Source organism: Brevundimonas olei, assembly GCF_037055245.1.
Classification (GTDB): Bacteria; Pseudomonadota; Alphaproteobacteria; order Caulobacterales; family Caulobacteraceae; genus Brevundimonas; species Brevundimonas olei.
Genome location: NZ_CP146369.1, coordinates 2,879,522 through 2,893,433, shown reverse-complemented (window position 1 = coordinate 2,893,433; position 13,912 = coordinate 2,879,522). Strand labels below are relative to the sequence as shown.

The window sequence follows — 13,912 nt, the reverse complement described above, 5'->3', positions numbered from 1 at the left end:
CGCACAGTTCTCGCTCCCTCGTTCAAGCACAGGGAACGGCTATGGGCGCTTGAGATTTGTTTCTCCGCAAGGTGGTCAGGCCGGTCCTGCTCATCGCAATAAGGAGTGATTGAAGCTCATGCGTAACGTTATTCTCGCCGCCGCCGCCCTTTCTGTATTCGCCCTTCCCGCTGCGGCCCAGGTCGTGCAGCCGGGCGGTCCCACCTACTACGGCACGCTCGGTTATTCGCAGCTAGACCATTCGGATGGAAACCTGGGCGCCGTCACCGGCCGCCTGGGGGCCAAGTTCAACCCCTATTTCGGCGTCGAGGGCGAAGGCTCGATCGGGGTGAAGGACGACGACTTCACCATCGCTGGGGCCCAGGGCAAGATCGAGCACGACTATGACCTGGCCGCCTATGCGGTCGGCACGTTTCCGGTCACGCCCAATTTCGAACTGTTCGCGCGCGGCGGCTACGGCACCACCCAGATGAAGGCCGAGCTGGCCGGGGTCGAGCGCAAGGCCGACGGCGAAAGCTGGAACTACGGCGTCGGCGCCAACTACTACTTCGACGGCCAGAACGGCCTGCGCGGCGACTGGACCCGTCGCGACTTCACCGACGACGGCGGCGAAGTGGACGTCTACTCGGTCAACTACGTCCGTCGTTTCTGATCCGATTCCCGGCGGATCGGTTGGGCGCGCTCCCCGGCGGGGCGCGCCCTTTCTTTTTGCGCCATTTAGGTAACGGCGTATGTGTCTTTCGCGTAACTTTCGTCGTTCGTGGTTGATGCGCCTATGGAACGGGGATGCAGGCGCAACCATTTAAGCTTCGTTGGATGGGGCATGTGATCAAAGAAGTCACATCATCTAAGGAGTATGAAATAATGCGTAACGTTCTTCTCGCCGCTGCCGCTATGTCTGTTCTCGCCGCTCCGGCGTTTGCTCAATCGAATCCCGAGTCGCGCGGTTATGGTTCGCTGGGTTACACGCACATGGAAGGCGATGCGGCCCAGACCGGCGCCGTGTCCGGCCGCCTGGGCGTCAACCTGAACCGCTACCTGGCCGTGGAGACCGAGGTCGGCGTGGGGGTCAAGGACAAGGACATCACCGTCGCCGGCGTCGACGGTCAGATCAAGCACGAGTGGGACGCCGCCGGCTATGTCGTCGGCAAGTATCCCGTCGGCGACAAGCTGGAGCTGTTCGCCCGCGGCGGCTACGGCCATACGGAGCTGAAGCAGGAGCTGGCCGGCGCCGAGAGCAAGGTCGGCGGCGACAGCTGGAACTACGGCGTCGGCGCCAACTACTACCTGGACGGCGTCAACGGCGTCCGCGCCGACTGGACCCGCCGCGACTTCCGCGACGACCGCGGCGAGGCTGACGCCTATTCGGTCAGCTACATCCGCCGCTTCTAAGCGCGGATGGTCTGAAATGACGAAGGCCCGCTCCAGTCGGAGCGGGCCTTTTTCGTTGGTCGATTTTTGAGGCGGTCAGGCGACGCCCGGCGCCAGGGCCCAGCGCAAGGAGCCCTCGCCGAAGGGGCGGATGAAGAAGTCGCGATAGCGTTCGAACACCTCGATGATCTTCATCTTGAGGTCTTGAGTCACCGACTCGCCGCGTTGGCGTTTCAGCGCCGCGACGCAGTTGATCACCATATCCTGATGGGCCGAACCGCCCATGCGCTGCAGCACCGTCGCCACGTCGTGCGCCAGCGGATCACTGAGTTTTTCAGCCCAGGGCAAAGCTGTCTGAGTCATTCGGGCGTCGTCCCCCCTGTTTCTCGACGCGTAACGGTTTGCAAAATTTTCCGAACAGTGCAAGCGGCGCTGGAAATATTGATTCCTATTCGGGGCGATCAGGGGCGCTTTTGCACAAAAACCGTGCCCGCCGAATAACCTGCGCCGAAGCTGCAGATCAGACCCGTATCGCCCGGCGCGAAGCCGTCGTGGTGCAGGTGGAAGGCGATGATCGATCCGGCCGAGGAGGTGTTGGCGTAGTCGTCCAGGATGATGACGTTCTCGCTCGGCGCTGGGTCGCGGCCCAGCACCTTCTTGCCGATCAGGGTGTTCATGTTGATGTTGGCCTGGTGCAGCCACAGGCGCTTGAGCCCGTGCGTGTCCAGCTTCAGCTCGGCGGCGTGGTCCAGGATCATGGTCGAGACCATCGGCACCACCTCCTTGAACACCTTGCGGCCCTGCTGGACGAACATCTTGTCAGTCAGGCCGTCCGAAGACACCGGCTCGTTGGCGCCGGTCGGCAGGGCGGCGCGGTTCAGGAAGCCGAAATTGTTGCGGATGTTGTTGGAGAAGCTGGTCTGAAGCTTCGTGCCCAGAATATCCCAGCCGCCCGGTCCGGCCTGATCCTCGGCCTCGATGATGACGGCCGTGGCGACGTCGCCGAAGATGAAGTGGCTGTCGCGATCCTTGAAGTTCAGGTGCGCCGAGCAGATTTCGGGGTTGACCATCAGCACGGCCTTGACCGACCCCGAGGCCACGAAATCCGCCGCCGTCTTGATGCCGAAGGTGGCGGAGGAACAGGCCACGTTCATGTCGAAGGCGAAGCCCTCGATCCCCAGCGCCTGCTGCACCTCGATGGCCATGGCGGGGTAGGGGCGCTGCATGTTCGACGCGGCGCAGATGACGGCGCCGATCTCGCTGACCGGCTTGCCCCAGGCCCGGATGGCGTCCTCAGCGGCCTTGACCGCCATCTCGGCCAGGATCGACAGTTCGTCGTCGCCGCGCGCGGGCAGGTGCGGCAGCATTCGCTCGGGGTCGATGATCCCCGCCTTGTCCATGACGAAGCGCGCCTTGATGCCCGAGGCCTTTTCGATGAAGGCTTCGGACGAGGGCGTCTTGGCCTCCAGTTCGCCGGCGGCGATGGCCTCGGCGTTGGCGGCGTTCCAGCCCTCGGCCCAGGCGTTGTAGGCGCCGACCAACTCCTCGTTCGAGATCGACTGTTCCGGGGTGAACAGGCCGGTTGCGGAGATGACGGCTTTTTTCACTGTATGGTTCCCTGACGCTCGGCGCGCGGCTCCTCGCTGCATGAGGGAACATGGAGTCCCCGGCGCTCGACAAGCTTTATGTCGGCGCCTCGCGGCGAAGTTCGGGCGCCTCGCGGGCCGGACTCAGTCCGTTGCGATGACGAACCTCCTCAATAGGCCGGGGGAAGGCTGCGGTCGAGACTGGCCTTTATGCCTCTCCACCAGCGATTGATGCGGCCGCGCGGCGGGGCGGGCAGGGGATGGTCGCGCGCGGCGATCAGGGCCTCGACCAGGTTCTCGGCCTCGCAGGGCCAGCCGTCCGGCGTGACATAGACCGGATAGCCGATCAGGGCGGCGTGGATGATGCTTTGCAGGCTGGCGCGACGGGTGCGGCGCTCGAACGTCAGCTGATCGTCGGTCAGGCCCCAGCCCGCATAGAAGGGGCGACCATAGACGCTGACCGGCTTGCCTCGCATCAGGGCCTCGAATCCGGTCAGGGAGGTCAGGGTCGCCAATCGGTCGCAGGCGTTCAGACAGTCCACGATGTCCAGATCGTCGGCCGAGGCGTCGACCTCCTCCATCGCCGCATGATCCAGCAGGCCGGGGCGGTTGCCCGCCGTCACGTCCGGGTGGTTGCGATAGATCAGGAAGGCGTCGGGATGATCCGCCCGCGCCGCCTTCACCAGGCCGGAGTTGGTGCGCAGGTCCGGCCCGCAGCCCATCAGGATCGAACGGTCGTTCTCGACCTGCCCCACGACCAGCAGGATCGGCCTGTCCTTGGGCCAGTGCGCCGGGACGCCCGCCCCCTTCAGATTGTATTTCGACAGGCCTGCCTCGACCACCCGAACACGAAGCGCCTCGGCGCGCGCGGCCTGATCGGGCGACGGCTCGCTCGCCTCGATCAGGCTCTCCAGACGGCTGGGCCGGGTCGGGTCGTAATAGACGCCTTGGTCATCAAGCGCGACCGACAGGGCGCCGAAGAAGTCGGAGCCCAGGCCGCGCGAGCGGATGAAGCCGTCCTCCATGCGCACGACAGGGCCTTCAAAGGCGTCGGCGGCGGCGCGGATCTGCGGCGTCTCCTTGCCGGCCCACCAGATCAGCTTGCCGCCCGTCGCCCGCGCATGGGCGACGGCGGCGGAGGAGCGCCAGAAGTAGCGGACGCGGCCCTTGGGCGAGTTCAGCAGGCGGCGCACCGGCGGCCGCTTGGCCGGGGCGAAGCCGACGGCGGCCCAGTCGCCCGCCAGCCGGTCGGCCCGGTCGCGAAGCGCGATCAGCCGCTCTAGCGCCTGCTCGGCCTCGCACCGCTGGCCGGTGACGGGATCGACGTAGCGGGTGTAGGCGATCAGCGCCGCCGCCGCGACCTGTTCCAGATCGCGCGGTACGCCGCGCCGTCCGGTCTGGACCGCGTCCGTGGTCAGGCCCCAACCGGAATAGAAGGGCGCGCCGAAGCATCGCACCGGCAGGCCCCTCAACAGCGCCTCGAATCCCAGCGCCGAAGTCACGACATAGACCGCGTCCACCGCCGCCAGCAGGTCGGCGGGCCGCACGTCCGTATCGATCAGGGTGACGCCCTGAAGCTGGTCCGCCGGGATGCAGCCCTGCTTGCGCCCTGCGGCCACGGCGGGGTGGCGTTTGACGATCAGCTGGGCGTCCGGTTCGTCGCGCCGGGCGGTCGCCAGCATCTCCGAGAAGCTGGTCTCGGTCGCCAGTCCATAGCCGATGGAGGCGTCGCCGAAGGTCTGGTCCACGATCAGCACCCGGCGGCCGGGCTTCAGCAGGGCGGGGTCCAGCGACCCGCCCATATTGGTCTTGGACACGCCCGAGGCGACGATGCGGTCGATCAACGCACGCGACCGTCCGCGCATCGCATCGTCGCACCAGTCGGGTGTGGTCTGGATCAGCTGCTCCAGCCGACTGGGCCGGGTGGCGTCGTAATAGACGCCCAGATCGTCGACGATCAGGCTGAGGCTGCTCGCCCCGCTCTCGCCGATGCCGACCGAGCGCAGGAAGCCGTCTTCCAGCGCCACATAGGGTTTGCCGTGCGTCGCCGCCCAGCGTCGGCCCGCTTCCGCCGTCGGCTTCATGCCCCAGCCGAGGACGACCTCGATTGACGATCCGGGCAGGGCCGACAGGTCGTAATCGGGCAGGAAGGCGGACAGGAAGGGAACCTTCAACACCCCCGGCGCACAGACCCAGGCGCGGGTTTTCGACAGGGGCGGAAGCGGTGCGGTCATTGGATGGTGTCTACGGTTTGTAGAGTCAGGGCGCCACCCCCATGACCGCTCATCTCGGCGGAAGCCGGGACCCAGTGAGAGCCACGCGCTCTGCATCCGGCCATAAGGGGAGCGCTAGATAGAACCTAGGCGTTTGAAGCCAAAGCACTGGGTCCCGGCTTCCGTCGGGATGAGCGGAAAATCAGAGCTCCGCCAACAGGTTTTGGGCGGCGTGGAGGTGCAGTCGCTCCACCATCTCGCCCTCGACGCGGATGACGCCCAGCCCGGCGGCCTCGGGCGCGGCGAAGGCGGCGACGACCTTGCGCGCCCATTCGACTTCATCGGCTGAGGGGCCGAACGCCGCGTTCGCGCCCTCGATCTGCGAGGGATGGATCAGGCTCTTGCCGTCGAAGCCATACAGCCGCCCCTGTGCGCACTCGGCGGCGAACCCGGCCTCGTCCTTGATGCGGTTGAACACCCCGTCGATGACGCTCAGGCCGTTGGCGCGCCCATGGGCCACGACCGCCGCCAGCCACGGCTTCAGCGGCTCCCGGTCGGGCGTGGGGCCGGTCTTCAGGTCCTTGGCCAGATCGTTCACGCCCAGCATCAGGCCGCTCAAGGCCCCGTCCGCTTCGGCGATGTCGCGCAACTCCACCAGCGCGCGCGGCGTCTCGATCATGGCCCACAGATCGACGCCGGGGCGCAGCGCCGCCGACAGGGCGTGGACCATGGCCGCGCTCTCGACCTTGGGCGCGACGATCAACTCGACCGGGGCGGCCTGCAGCGCCTTCAGGTCGTCGGCGCCCCACGGCGTGTCCAGCCCGTTGATCCGCACGCCGAGACGCGGGCCGAAGCCGCCCTCGTGCGCCGCCGCGACGGCGGCAGCGCGGGCCTCAAGCTTCATCTCGGGCGCGACGGCGTCCTCCAGGTCCAGCACCGCCACGTCGCAGGGCAGGGTGCGGGCCTTCTCGACCGCCCGGGCGGTCGAGGCGGGCAGGTAGAGGACGCTGCGCGCGCGCATCAGACCCTGCCCGTGACGGGGATCAGGGCGCCCGTGACCGCCCGCGCTTCGGGCGAGGCCAGGAACAGGATGACGGCGGCCAGATCGGCGGGCGCGACCCATTTCGACGGATCGGCGTCGGGCATGTCGGCGCGGTTGGCCGCAGTGTCGATGATGGAGGGCAGGACGGCGTTGACCGTCACCGGGGTCGACTTCAGCTCCTCGGCCAGAGCCTCGGTCAGGCGGTGGACCCCGGCCTTGGAGGCGGCGTAGGCGCCCATGCCGTGCCCGGCCTTGATTGCGCCATTGGCGCCGATGTTGACGATACGGCCCTCAGGCGAGGCTTTCAGATGAAGCAGGGCGGCGCGGCTGGCGTTCAGCGTCGTCTTGACGTTGAGGGCGTGCATCCGATCGAACGCGTCGCCGTCGCCTTCGACCGGGCTCCAGACGAAGCCGCCGGCGATGTTCAGCAGGGCGTCCAGACGGCCGAAATGGGCGACGACGGACTCGATTGCGGTCTTGGCCTGAGCCGGGTCGGTCAGGTCGACGCCGTTGATCTCGAAGACGTCGGGGTTCGGCGCGCGCGGCGGGGTGCGGCCGATGACGGCGACCGACAGGCCGCGCGCCTGCGCCGCCTCGACGACCGCCCGGCCAAGGGCGCCGTATCCGCCGGTGATCGCGACGACTCTCTGGCTCATGCTTCCTGCTCCTGTCGGTTCGGCGCGGACCATAGCGGGGCGCGCGCCGTGATCAATCGGGGATCAGGCGTCCCACAGACGCGCGGCGCCGCGCACGCCCGAGGAATCGCCCCACGTCGCCGGGACGATCCGCCCCTCCCAGTGGTCGGAGAAGACATGGCGCGCCACGACGGCGGGCAGGCGGTCGTAAAGCTCGCCCACGTTCGACATGCCGCCGCCCAGCACGAAGACCTCCGGGTCGGCCAGATTGACGACCATGGCCAAGGCTCGGCCCAGCCGGTCGATGTAGCGATCCAGGGCGTCAGTCGCGCCGGCGTCGCCCGCGCGCGCCGCCTCGATGACGGCCTGGGCCGTCCAGTTTCGGCCCGTGGTCTCCCTGTGGTCGCGCTGGAAGCCGGTTCCGGAGATCCAGGTCTCGAGGCAGCCCCGCAGGCCGCACCAGCAGGCGGGGCCGGGCGCCTCTTCGGCCGAGGGCCAGGGCAGGGAGATGTGGCCGATCTCGGCGGCGACGGCGTGCGCGCCGTCGACCAGCCGACCGTCGATGATCAGGCCGCCGCCGCAGCCGGTGCCCAGGATGACGCCGAACAGGATGGCCGCGTCCGCGCCTGCGCCGTCGGCGGCCTCGGACAGGGCCAGACAGTTGGCGTCGTTGGCCAGCCGAACCGGGCGGCCTAGCGCGGCCTGCAGATCAGCGCCGAAGCGGGCGCCGTTCAGATAGGTGGAGTTGGCGTTGCGGATCAGGCCGGTGCGCGGCGAGGGCGATCCGGGAATGGCCAGACCGACCGATTGCGCAGGGCCTGCTTCGGCCTCCACCCGCGCGACCAGATCGGCGACCAGGCGGATGGCGGCGTCATAGCTTCCGGGGTTCGGCTGGCGGATTCGCGCCGCGAAGGCGCCCGCCGCGTCCAGCGCCGCCGCCTCGATCTTGGTGCCGCCGAAGTCGATTCCGATCCGCATGGTTGGGAGGTAGCACGGGCGGGGGCAGGCGTCGTGTGGGGAACCCGCTCCTGACCCCTCCGCCGTCATCCTCGGGCTTGACCCGAGGATCCAGCTGTCCGCGCCCTGAACCTCGCCCGTGAGAGACGCGATGGCGGCGCATCATCCTCAACCGGCCGTCCGCACCACGCTGGATCCTCGGGTCAAGCCCGAGGATGACGGCAGGGGACGGAAGGCGGAGGGCGGAGTAGTCGAGGAGCGGAGGTGAACGAGGCGCGCTTCACCCCGCGCCGAACACCCTGGCCATCAGCCGCTCCAGCGCCTCGGCGTCCACGGCGTCGAAGGCGGCCTTCTGCGTGGCGTCCACGTCCAGCACCGCGATCAGGGCGCCCGAGGCGTCCAGCACGGGAACCACGATCTCGCTGGCCGAGCGGCTGTCGCAGGCGATGTGGCCGGGGAAGGCGTCGACGTCCTCGACCACCTGGGTCTGGCGCGTCTTCGCCGCCGCGCCGCAGACGCCGCGCCCGAACGGGATGCGCAGGCAGCCCAGAGTGCCCTGATAGGGGCCGACCACCAGTTCATCGCCCCTGGCCGCGTCCACGACGTAGAAGCCGGTCCAGAAGAAGGCGGGGAAGGCGTCCGCCAGCATGGAGGCCACGGTGGCCATGCGCGCCGCCAGGTTCGGCTCGCTGTCCAGCACGGCCAGGATTTCGGCCTCGACCTCGGCGTAGCGTTCGGCCTTGTCGGCGGGGCGGTCGTCACGGGCGACATAGGACATCGGGCGGGCTCGGAGAAACTAGGGAACGGTGTAGGCGCTGCAATCGGGCAGGGGCGCGTCTGCAACATAGGCCTTTGCGGCCCGATCGAAAGTGAAGACGCGCTGCACCGTGCATTCGGCGTCTACGGCCTTGACCAGATCCTCGGGCTTCAGCGGCGGCTTGGCCAGGGAGTCCTCGTCTCGCGACACCCGGCCGGGGAAGGTGGCGGCGGTCGAGGCGTAGGTCAGGCGCGGCGGGAAGGCGTCGCCCTCGGCCTTCAGCTCGGCGGCGAACTCATATTCGTCATGGCAGGCGCCGGCGCGCTGTTTCATGTCCTCTTCGCCGAAGCAGGCGCGGATCATCAGCGAGCCGGACATCGGGACGGTCAGGATTTCCTGCGGCGTCTCGCCGGGCGTGAACCGCACCAGGGTCCGGTAGGAGGACATCCCGCCGCCGCCCGAATACATGGCCTGCAGTTCCATGTCGGCGCCGAGGATGACGTCGTCGCTTCCGGCGCGGCGCAGAATGACGCCGGGCTTCCAGAAGCCTTCGGAGGCCCCGTTATCGATGAGGTGGGAGGCCGCGGGCGCACGGCCGTCCGGCGTTCCGTCATACAGGCGCAGCACCTGACGTTCCTGGGTCTCGTCCGTCTCGATCAGGGCGCACCAGCGGCGATCGGCGGTGCAGGCGGGGATGGCCTCGCCCTGCGTCGCCGCCGGGACGGGCTCCAGCGTCTCGAAATCGGGCGACGGGGCAGCGGCTGCCAGAAAGGCGGCGAGCAGAAGGAACATGGAAGAAGGTCTCGGCGTCTGACGGCGGGGCGAAGGGAAGGTGGCGCTATTGGATGGCGAAGGATCGCAGAAGAAGGCGGAGCGTGAAAAGCCTTCTGATCGCTGGGCGTTCCAACCTTGGCATTGGCGCTTACAGGCGCACGATATAAAGGCTCGGCTTGAGGGCGGTCGGCAGGGCGGATGACCTGTGAAGAGTGCTGTCGACACAGAGGCTATGTCATGAAACGCACAACGATTATCGCCGCCGTGGCGCTCGTCCTGTCTGGCGCGCTGTCCGGCTGCACCGCTCCGGCCCAGTCCCGTGAAGTGCTGCTGGACGCCGGTTACACCGACGTCGAGGTGGGCAGCTACGACTGGTTCGGATGCAGCGAGGACGACACCCTGAGAACCAAGTTCAAGGCGACTGGACCCAGCGGCCGAAAGGTCGAGGGTGTCGTCTGCGCTGGCATCTTCTTCAAGGGCGCGACGATCCGCTACACCCGGCGGGGCTGAGGGCGGCCGCAAGGATTTCGGCGCGGTCGGCCGCGCATGAAAATCTGATGGTAGGCCCGGAGGGACTCTTCTGCCAGTTTTGCAGGGAGTAGATAAATCAATAGGTTATGTTGTGTTTAGCGGGTTGTTGTTACCCCGTTGTTGCCCCAGCTAGCTCCCGGCCATCACTAGGATGTTGACGACTTTCTGTCTCTCGCCTGCACGCACTTCAGGGGTGCCCGCCTTAAGCATCAAACTGAAAGCCTGAAGCCCGACAACACAGCGGACTGCCTGAATCCGAAGAGCCTCAAGTTCCTGCATCGACCAGATGCGACAACCCTCGGCTAGTGTCCTTTGAATGCCTTCCGCATCTTCCATTTGAACAGGCCCTGGCCCTCCGGCGATCCGGCTCAGGTGGCTGGTCGTCCAAACCACCGCCGGATCGACGAGGATGACGTCTAGCGGAAGCTGATCGTCGTACATCCACATGCGGTGGGCCAACTGGTCACGACCATCAGATGCCGACTTAATGACCTTCATCAGGCGGGTCAGTAGATCAAGGTCATCCTGCACCAGCACGACCTTAGCCACCGCTCGCAAAGCCTTCGCCTGGATGTGTCCCTGGCGAAGCTCGCCGTATACCGCTGCGATGGGCAGCGGATCAGCGCTCGCCATGTCAGTCAGCAGAACCGAAACCTGCGTTTCGACCATTGTGTACTGGTTAACGGCCAGCATACCCAGCGCGAGATGGGCGGGGCGTCGCTGCCCCAGTTCTTCATTCGTCACCATGGGCAACATGCCGTCAGGGTACGATCTCGACATGGGCTCACTTTCCAGGTTCTCAGACCATCGACGAAAGTGGTCCCCAATCGTCGCTCGGTATGAGAGCCGGTACCGATGGGGGCGCTACGTCGAATGTCAGGGTGGCCCGCTATTCATACTTCGAGCGTTGAGCATCTTCTTGAGAAGAGGGATCGTTCAGGGTCGAAATTAGTTCTTCCAGCACGATCAGATCACACAGGCGAGCCCCAGATTCCAGGTCCGTTAACGTATGCGTTACGCCGTGGTACTGCCGCTGGTCCACATTTTCTGGCACTAGAAGAGAAGTTATGCCGTAGCGCTCTTTATAGCCCGATCCAGTCTCCCAAACGATACACAGATCGACGTCCTTGATGTTTTTATCATGCGTATCTATATCTTCGATAAATCCATCGAGTGAGAACTTATATTCGAGAATTCTCGGCTCGGTGACTTTTCCGCTGAGCACCTCTGCGGTGCCTTGGGGTACGCCGAGGGGGTTTGTGACGGCGTCGTGTACATACAGAGATGTGTCGAGGTCGAAGGCGATGCGGTACAGGCTGTCATAGGTAAATCGCTCGTTTGTGGACATGATGCTCAATCCACGTATCACGCCTCCCGCGATTAGTTGGTTAAATAGAGCAATGACGTCTTGTTCACGAGTGGGGGCGGACGTGATGGATACTCGCTCGGTCGGCTTGAAGAAGTGTTCGCTAGCGAGAACTAATGGGGAACTTTCCTCGTGTTTCTGCATCTCGGCTTTCCATTCGCCAATCTTCAGTTCTCGGACAAGGTCAGGCGAAACCCCTGTGTTAGCCTTTAACGAGGTTCTGTACTTCGGTAGAACAGATTCGGATATATGTCGCGAAACTGTTTTCGCAAAGTCAGTCAGCTCCCTATGAAATCCCTTTCGTCCGAGATCAGGTGAGTAGTTGTTGAAGTGTATGAGAAAGTGAATCTGGTTCTGTCGGCCGATGTTTCGGTTTAGTGGGATAGTGATCACTTCACCCTGCGGCATGTTGTTTGCCGCAAGCTGAATTCCTGCTGTCAGAACCCGGTATCCAGCTCTAATTTTTAGCCCTTCATTGAATCCAGACCACAGTTTCGCTGTGTACCCGTACTCAACGCTGACGGTAGGCGTGTGTTTTTTCATGACGCTGGATTCTTCTTCATCCAGAGAGCTGCCCATTATCTGAGCCAGCTCTTCCGTCGTCCACGTATCATAGATAAAGTCGAGGTTTCTGAATTTGTCAGGAAGCGTCCTGCCGGGGCCAAATTTCTCGAATATCTCTCTGCTTTTTTGTTCCAAATCTCGCACGGTCGCTGATTTGGCGGAGGATCGATGGAGCCAGAAATAGCTGGTGCCGGACAGGTCTAGCCGGTCTGTATTTCCTCCTGAGACGACGACGATGCTCACAGAAATATGCTTATCTTCCGTGATCGACCCCAGCCCTGTCTTCAACGAAAGGATTTTATGCCAAGTCTCTGCGGTGCTGGCTTTGATCCAGTCGAGTTGGCGCGGGTGTGTATTGTCGTCAAACCGTACGGTTATCGATACCCCTCGGTCAGTGTTGGGGAACTCGTCGTCGGCTAGTGGTGTCTCGTCAGGTTCGACTTTCGGGTTTGTTCCATGTGAGCTGCTGTTCAGCCAAGAGCGGGCTCCGATGATCCGGCCGGATGCAGCAAAACCTGGGCTTCGTGTGGTGACTCGCAGATAGTTGAAGCCGTATGCCACGAAGGTCGCGCCGACGCCCTTATGGCCTCTGGTCATCCCTGTCTTGAATGAGAAGTTCGGAGCCAAGAACTGCTGGAACTTCTCCTGATCGAGCCCAACCCCGTTGTCGCTAACCGTCAGTGCATTGTCATCCAGATCGACAATCACCTTGATTGCGGGCTGGTACCCCGCCTGGCTGCCTGCGGATGTCTCTAGAACCGAGCGGGCTTCCACGGAGTCCAGCGCGTTCTGAATCAGTTCCGCAAAGGGGTCGAACCATCCGACGTACGAGCTGAGTATGTTTGAAATCTCGCGCGTGAGAGCACCGAGGGCGGCTTCATTAACCTGCGTATTTTTTGCGGCTAGGGGGTCGAACGGCGTGAAGGTCATGGAGGTGTCCTGGAGCAATGGTTCTCGCTAAGCGTGACATTGAGCCAGTGCAACGCTGCTGCAAAACTAAATTCCGCTCCTAGCATCGCCCGCGCTACGGGTCTGGGCGATGCAAGCGCCAGATTGATTCTGGGTGCTCGGTATCGTTCGTCCGCTGGCAACGCTGTCGGTGGCGGGGAAGCGGGAGAGGTGGTCGTCACAGATTGCACCCTCAAGGCTGCCGACGGTTGGGGCTGCTGGCTCCTGCAAGGCGGTCGAGGCACCCGGACAGAACGGCGTCTTCTAGAGTTATGCGGGCCTCTGCCGCTCGACAGGGGCATGGTGTCGTTATCAGTGAGCGACAGAAGATGGCGGCGAATGTCTTCCCTCTGGTCAATCTATAAGGTCAGTGGGTGACTCCATCTAACGTAAATATTAGTGTTTATTGAATTTGCTCTGTAATTCGTTTAGTCGTTTGGTCGCGTAATGTCGAAGTTCTTGACTTTGTCGAGTTTTTCGTCTATAGGATTATTGCATCAAGAGGGGTTCCTTTTGGTGTGGCTGGAGCGGCAACGCCCCCTCGACTTTTCGAGTTGTCGTCTCCGGTTTCGTTTATTCAACAGGCTTCGCTTTTTGGGCGGTGATGCCGATGAGACCTTCCAGGAAATGGAAAACTACTCTCCTGCCGTGCTTCGCGCGGTGGTGAAGGCGGCTGTCCTGCGCGCGGCGCCCAACATTACCGCCGCCCAGGGCGCTGACATCGCCCGCCGCGTCATCGCGGCCGATCAGCCGGAAATCACCTTTGACGGTGACGTTCGACTAGCCTCCGGCGAGGCGCTTAGCGATGCCCTTGCCCGTCACGCCCAGTCCGCGCCCCACCTGTTTGAATCGTCCGAGGCGTCGGCCCAGGCCGACGCGGCCGCTCTGGCGACGCGGGCGAAGCTGAAGGCGTTGAAGCCCGGCGACCGTCTGGAGGCCGCTAACTCTGGCGTAACGGCGGGCTGGGTTCGCGATTTTCGTAAGGGAGCGGCGCAATGAGTGAACTGTCATTGATCACCTCGCGTGAACTGGCTGCACGCCTCCGTCCGTTGGGGCTGACACCCCCCGCGTTTGCCCGCCTGGAGGGCGCGCCCAAACCGGTTCTGAGGATTGGCATTCGCGGTCTTCGGTGGTCGCGAGACGCGGTGAGTTTTTGGATTTCGGAGCG

General features: G+C 64.4%; 14 protein-coding genes. 4 read left to right on the top strand and 10 right to left on the bottom strand.

Annotation, left to right across the window (positions count from 1 at the left end; translation table 11 throughout):
• The first annotated feature begins 118 nt into the window (after nt 1-118).
• Nucleotides 119-652, top strand: coding sequence for a porin family protein (locus V8J38_RS14115; protein ID WP_338576531.1), 534 nt, complete (start codon nt 119-121; stop codon nt 650-652).
• Between the two features lie 212 nt (nt 653-864).
• Nucleotides 865-1,392 carry a porin family protein gene (locus tag V8J38_RS14110; RefSeq protein WP_291777811.1) on the top strand — a complete coding sequence of 176 codons (528 nt, stop codon included), beginning with the start codon at nt 865-867 and terminating at the stop codon, nt 1,390-1,392.
• A 75-nt stretch (nt 1,393-1,467) separates the two neighbouring features.
• Here the strand turns inward: V8J38_RS14110 and V8J38_RS14105 are convergent, their stop codons facing one another.
• From V8J38_RS14105 to V8J38_RS14070, 8 genes are all read right to left on the bottom strand, one after another.
• Nucleotides 1,468-1,734: a hypothetical protein gene (locus V8J38_RS14105; protein WP_291777814.1), complete on the bottom strand. Its 267-nt coding sequence runs from the start codon at nt 1,732-1,734 to the stop codon at nt 1,468-1,470.
• Between the two features lie 98 nt (nt 1,735-1,832).
• The gene (locus tag V8J38_RS14100) at nt 1,833-2,978 is read right to left on the bottom strand and encodes a beta-ketoacyl-ACP synthase III (RefSeq protein WP_338576528.1); all 1,146 of its coding nucleotides are present in this window, start codon (nt 2,976-2,978) and stop codon (nt 1,833-1,835) included.
• A 149-nt stretch (nt 2,979-3,127) separates the two neighbouring features.
• Nucleotides 3,128-5,191 carry a capsular polysaccharide biosynthesis protein gene (locus V8J38_RS14095; RefSeq protein ID WP_338576527.1) on the bottom strand — a complete coding sequence of 688 codons (2,064 nt, stop codon included), beginning with the start codon at nt 5,189-5,191 and terminating at the stop codon, nt 3,128-3,130.
• A gap of 181 nt (nt 5,192-5,372) precedes the next feature.
• Nucleotides 5,373-6,191, bottom strand: coding sequence for a CoA ester lyase (locus tag V8J38_RS14090; protein ID WP_338576525.1), 819 nt, complete (start codon nt 6,189-6,191; stop codon nt 5,373-5,375).
• Complete coding sequence (locus tag V8J38_RS14085; RefSeq protein WP_338576523.1) at nt 6,191-6,868, bottom strand: SDR family NAD(P)-dependent oxidoreductase; 678 nt, start codon at nt 6,866-6,868, stop codon at nt 6,191-6,193. The genes V8J38_RS14090 and V8J38_RS14085 overlap by 1 nt, the downstream gene beginning before the upstream one ends.
• 63 nt (nt 6,869-6,931) lie before the next feature.
• Nucleotides 6,932-7,825 (bottom strand): ROK family protein, encoded by an 894-nt coding sequence (locus V8J38_RS14080; protein WP_338576521.1) that lies wholly within the window; start codon nt 7,823-7,825, stop codon nt 6,932-6,934.
• 259 nt (nt 7,826-8,084) lie between these two features.
• Nucleotides 8,085-8,582 carry a GAF domain-containing protein gene (locus V8J38_RS14075; protein ID WP_338576519.1) on the bottom strand — a complete coding sequence of 166 codons (498 nt, stop codon included), beginning with the start codon at nt 8,580-8,582 and terminating at the stop codon, nt 8,085-8,087.
• A gap of 18 nt (nt 8,583-8,600) precedes the next feature.
• Nucleotides 8,601-9,353: a hypothetical protein gene (locus V8J38_RS14070; protein ID WP_338576517.1), complete on the bottom strand. Its 753-nt coding sequence runs from the start codon at nt 9,351-9,353 to the stop codon at nt 8,601-8,603.
• A gap of 219 nt (nt 9,354-9,572) precedes the next feature.
• Between V8J38_RS14070 and V8J38_RS14065 the strand changes: the two genes are divergently transcribed.
• Nucleotides 9,573-9,845, top strand: a complete 273-nt coding sequence (locus V8J38_RS14065; protein ID WP_338576515.1) for a hypothetical protein — start codon at nt 9,573-9,575, stop codon at nt 9,843-9,845.
• Between the two features lie 150 nt (nt 9,846-9,995).
• Here V8J38_RS14065 and V8J38_RS14060 read toward each other — a convergent pair whose 3' ends face one another.
• Nucleotides 9,996-10,613, bottom strand: coding sequence for a hypothetical protein (locus V8J38_RS14060; protein ID WP_338576513.1), 618 nt, complete (start codon nt 10,611-10,613; stop codon nt 9,996-9,998).
• A gap of 142 nt (nt 10,614-10,755) precedes the next feature.
• On the bottom strand, nt 10,756-12,726 hold the full coding sequence (locus V8J38_RS14055) for a hypothetical protein (protein WP_338576511.1): 1,971 nt from the start codon (nt 12,724-12,726) through the stop codon (nt 10,756-10,758).
• Nucleotides 12,727-13,191: 465 nt separating this feature from the next.
• Here V8J38_RS14055 and V8J38_RS14050 point away from each other — a divergent pair, with 465 nt between their 5' ends.
• Nucleotides 13,192-13,743, top strand: coding sequence for a hypothetical protein (locus V8J38_RS14050; RefSeq protein WP_338576510.1), 552 nt, complete (start codon nt 13,192-13,194; stop codon nt 13,741-13,743).
• Nucleotides 13,744-13,912: the final 169 nt, after the last annotated feature.

What these genes read in the sequence shown, in the direction of transcription:
- V8J38_RS14115 (WP_338576531.1), top strand. Translation starts at nt 119, where the DNA reads ATGCGTAACGTTATTCTCGCCGCCGCCGCCCTTTCTGTATTCGCCCTT.
- V8J38_RS14110 (WP_291777811.1), top strand. Translation starts at nt 865, where the DNA reads ATGCGTAACGTTCTTCTCGCCGCTGCCGCTATGTCTGTTCTCGCCGCT.
- V8J38_RS14105 (WP_291777814.1), bottom strand. Translation starts at nt 1,734, where the DNA reads ATGACTCAGACAGCTTTGCCCTGGGCTGAAAAACTCAGTGATCCGCTG.
- V8J38_RS14095 (WP_338576527.1), bottom strand. Translation starts at nt 5,191, where the DNA reads ATGACCGCACCGCTTCCGCCCCTGTCGAAAACCCGCGCCTGGGTCTGT.
- V8J38_RS14090 (WP_338576525.1), bottom strand. Translation starts at nt 6,191, where the DNA reads ATGCGCGCGCGCAGCGTCCTCTACCTGCCCGCCTCGACCGCCCGGGCG.
- V8J38_RS14085 (WP_338576523.1), bottom strand. Translation starts at nt 6,868, where the DNA reads ATGAGCCAGAGAGTCGTCGCGATCACCGGCGGATACGGCGCCCTTGGC.
- V8J38_RS14080 (WP_338576521.1), bottom strand. Translation starts at nt 7,825, where the DNA reads ATGCGGATCGGAATCGACTTCGGCGGCACCAAGATCGAGGCGGCGGCG.
- V8J38_RS14075 (WP_338576519.1), bottom strand. Translation starts at nt 8,582, where the DNA reads ATGTCCTATGTCGCCCGTGACGACCGCCCCGCCGACAAGGCCGAACGC.
- V8J38_RS14070 (WP_338576517.1), bottom strand. Translation starts at nt 9,353, where the DNA reads ATGTTCCTTCTGCTCGCCGCCTTTCTGGCAGCCGCTGCCCCGTCGCCC.
- V8J38_RS14065 (WP_338576515.1), top strand. Translation starts at nt 9,573, where the DNA reads ATGAAACGCACAACGATTATCGCCGCCGTGGCGCTCGTCCTGTCTGGC.
- V8J38_RS14060 (WP_338576513.1), bottom strand. Translation starts at nt 10,613, where the DNA reads ATGGTGACGAATGAAGAACTGGGGCAGCGACGCCCCGCCCATCTCGCG.
- V8J38_RS14055 (WP_338576511.1), bottom strand. Translation starts at nt 12,726, where the DNA reads ATGACCTTCACGCCGTTCGACCCCCTAGCCGCAAAAAATACGCAGGTT.
- V8J38_RS14050 (WP_338576510.1), top strand. Translation starts at nt 13,192, where the DNA reads ATGTCGAAGTTCTTGACTTTGTCGAGTTTTTCGTCTATAGGATTATTG.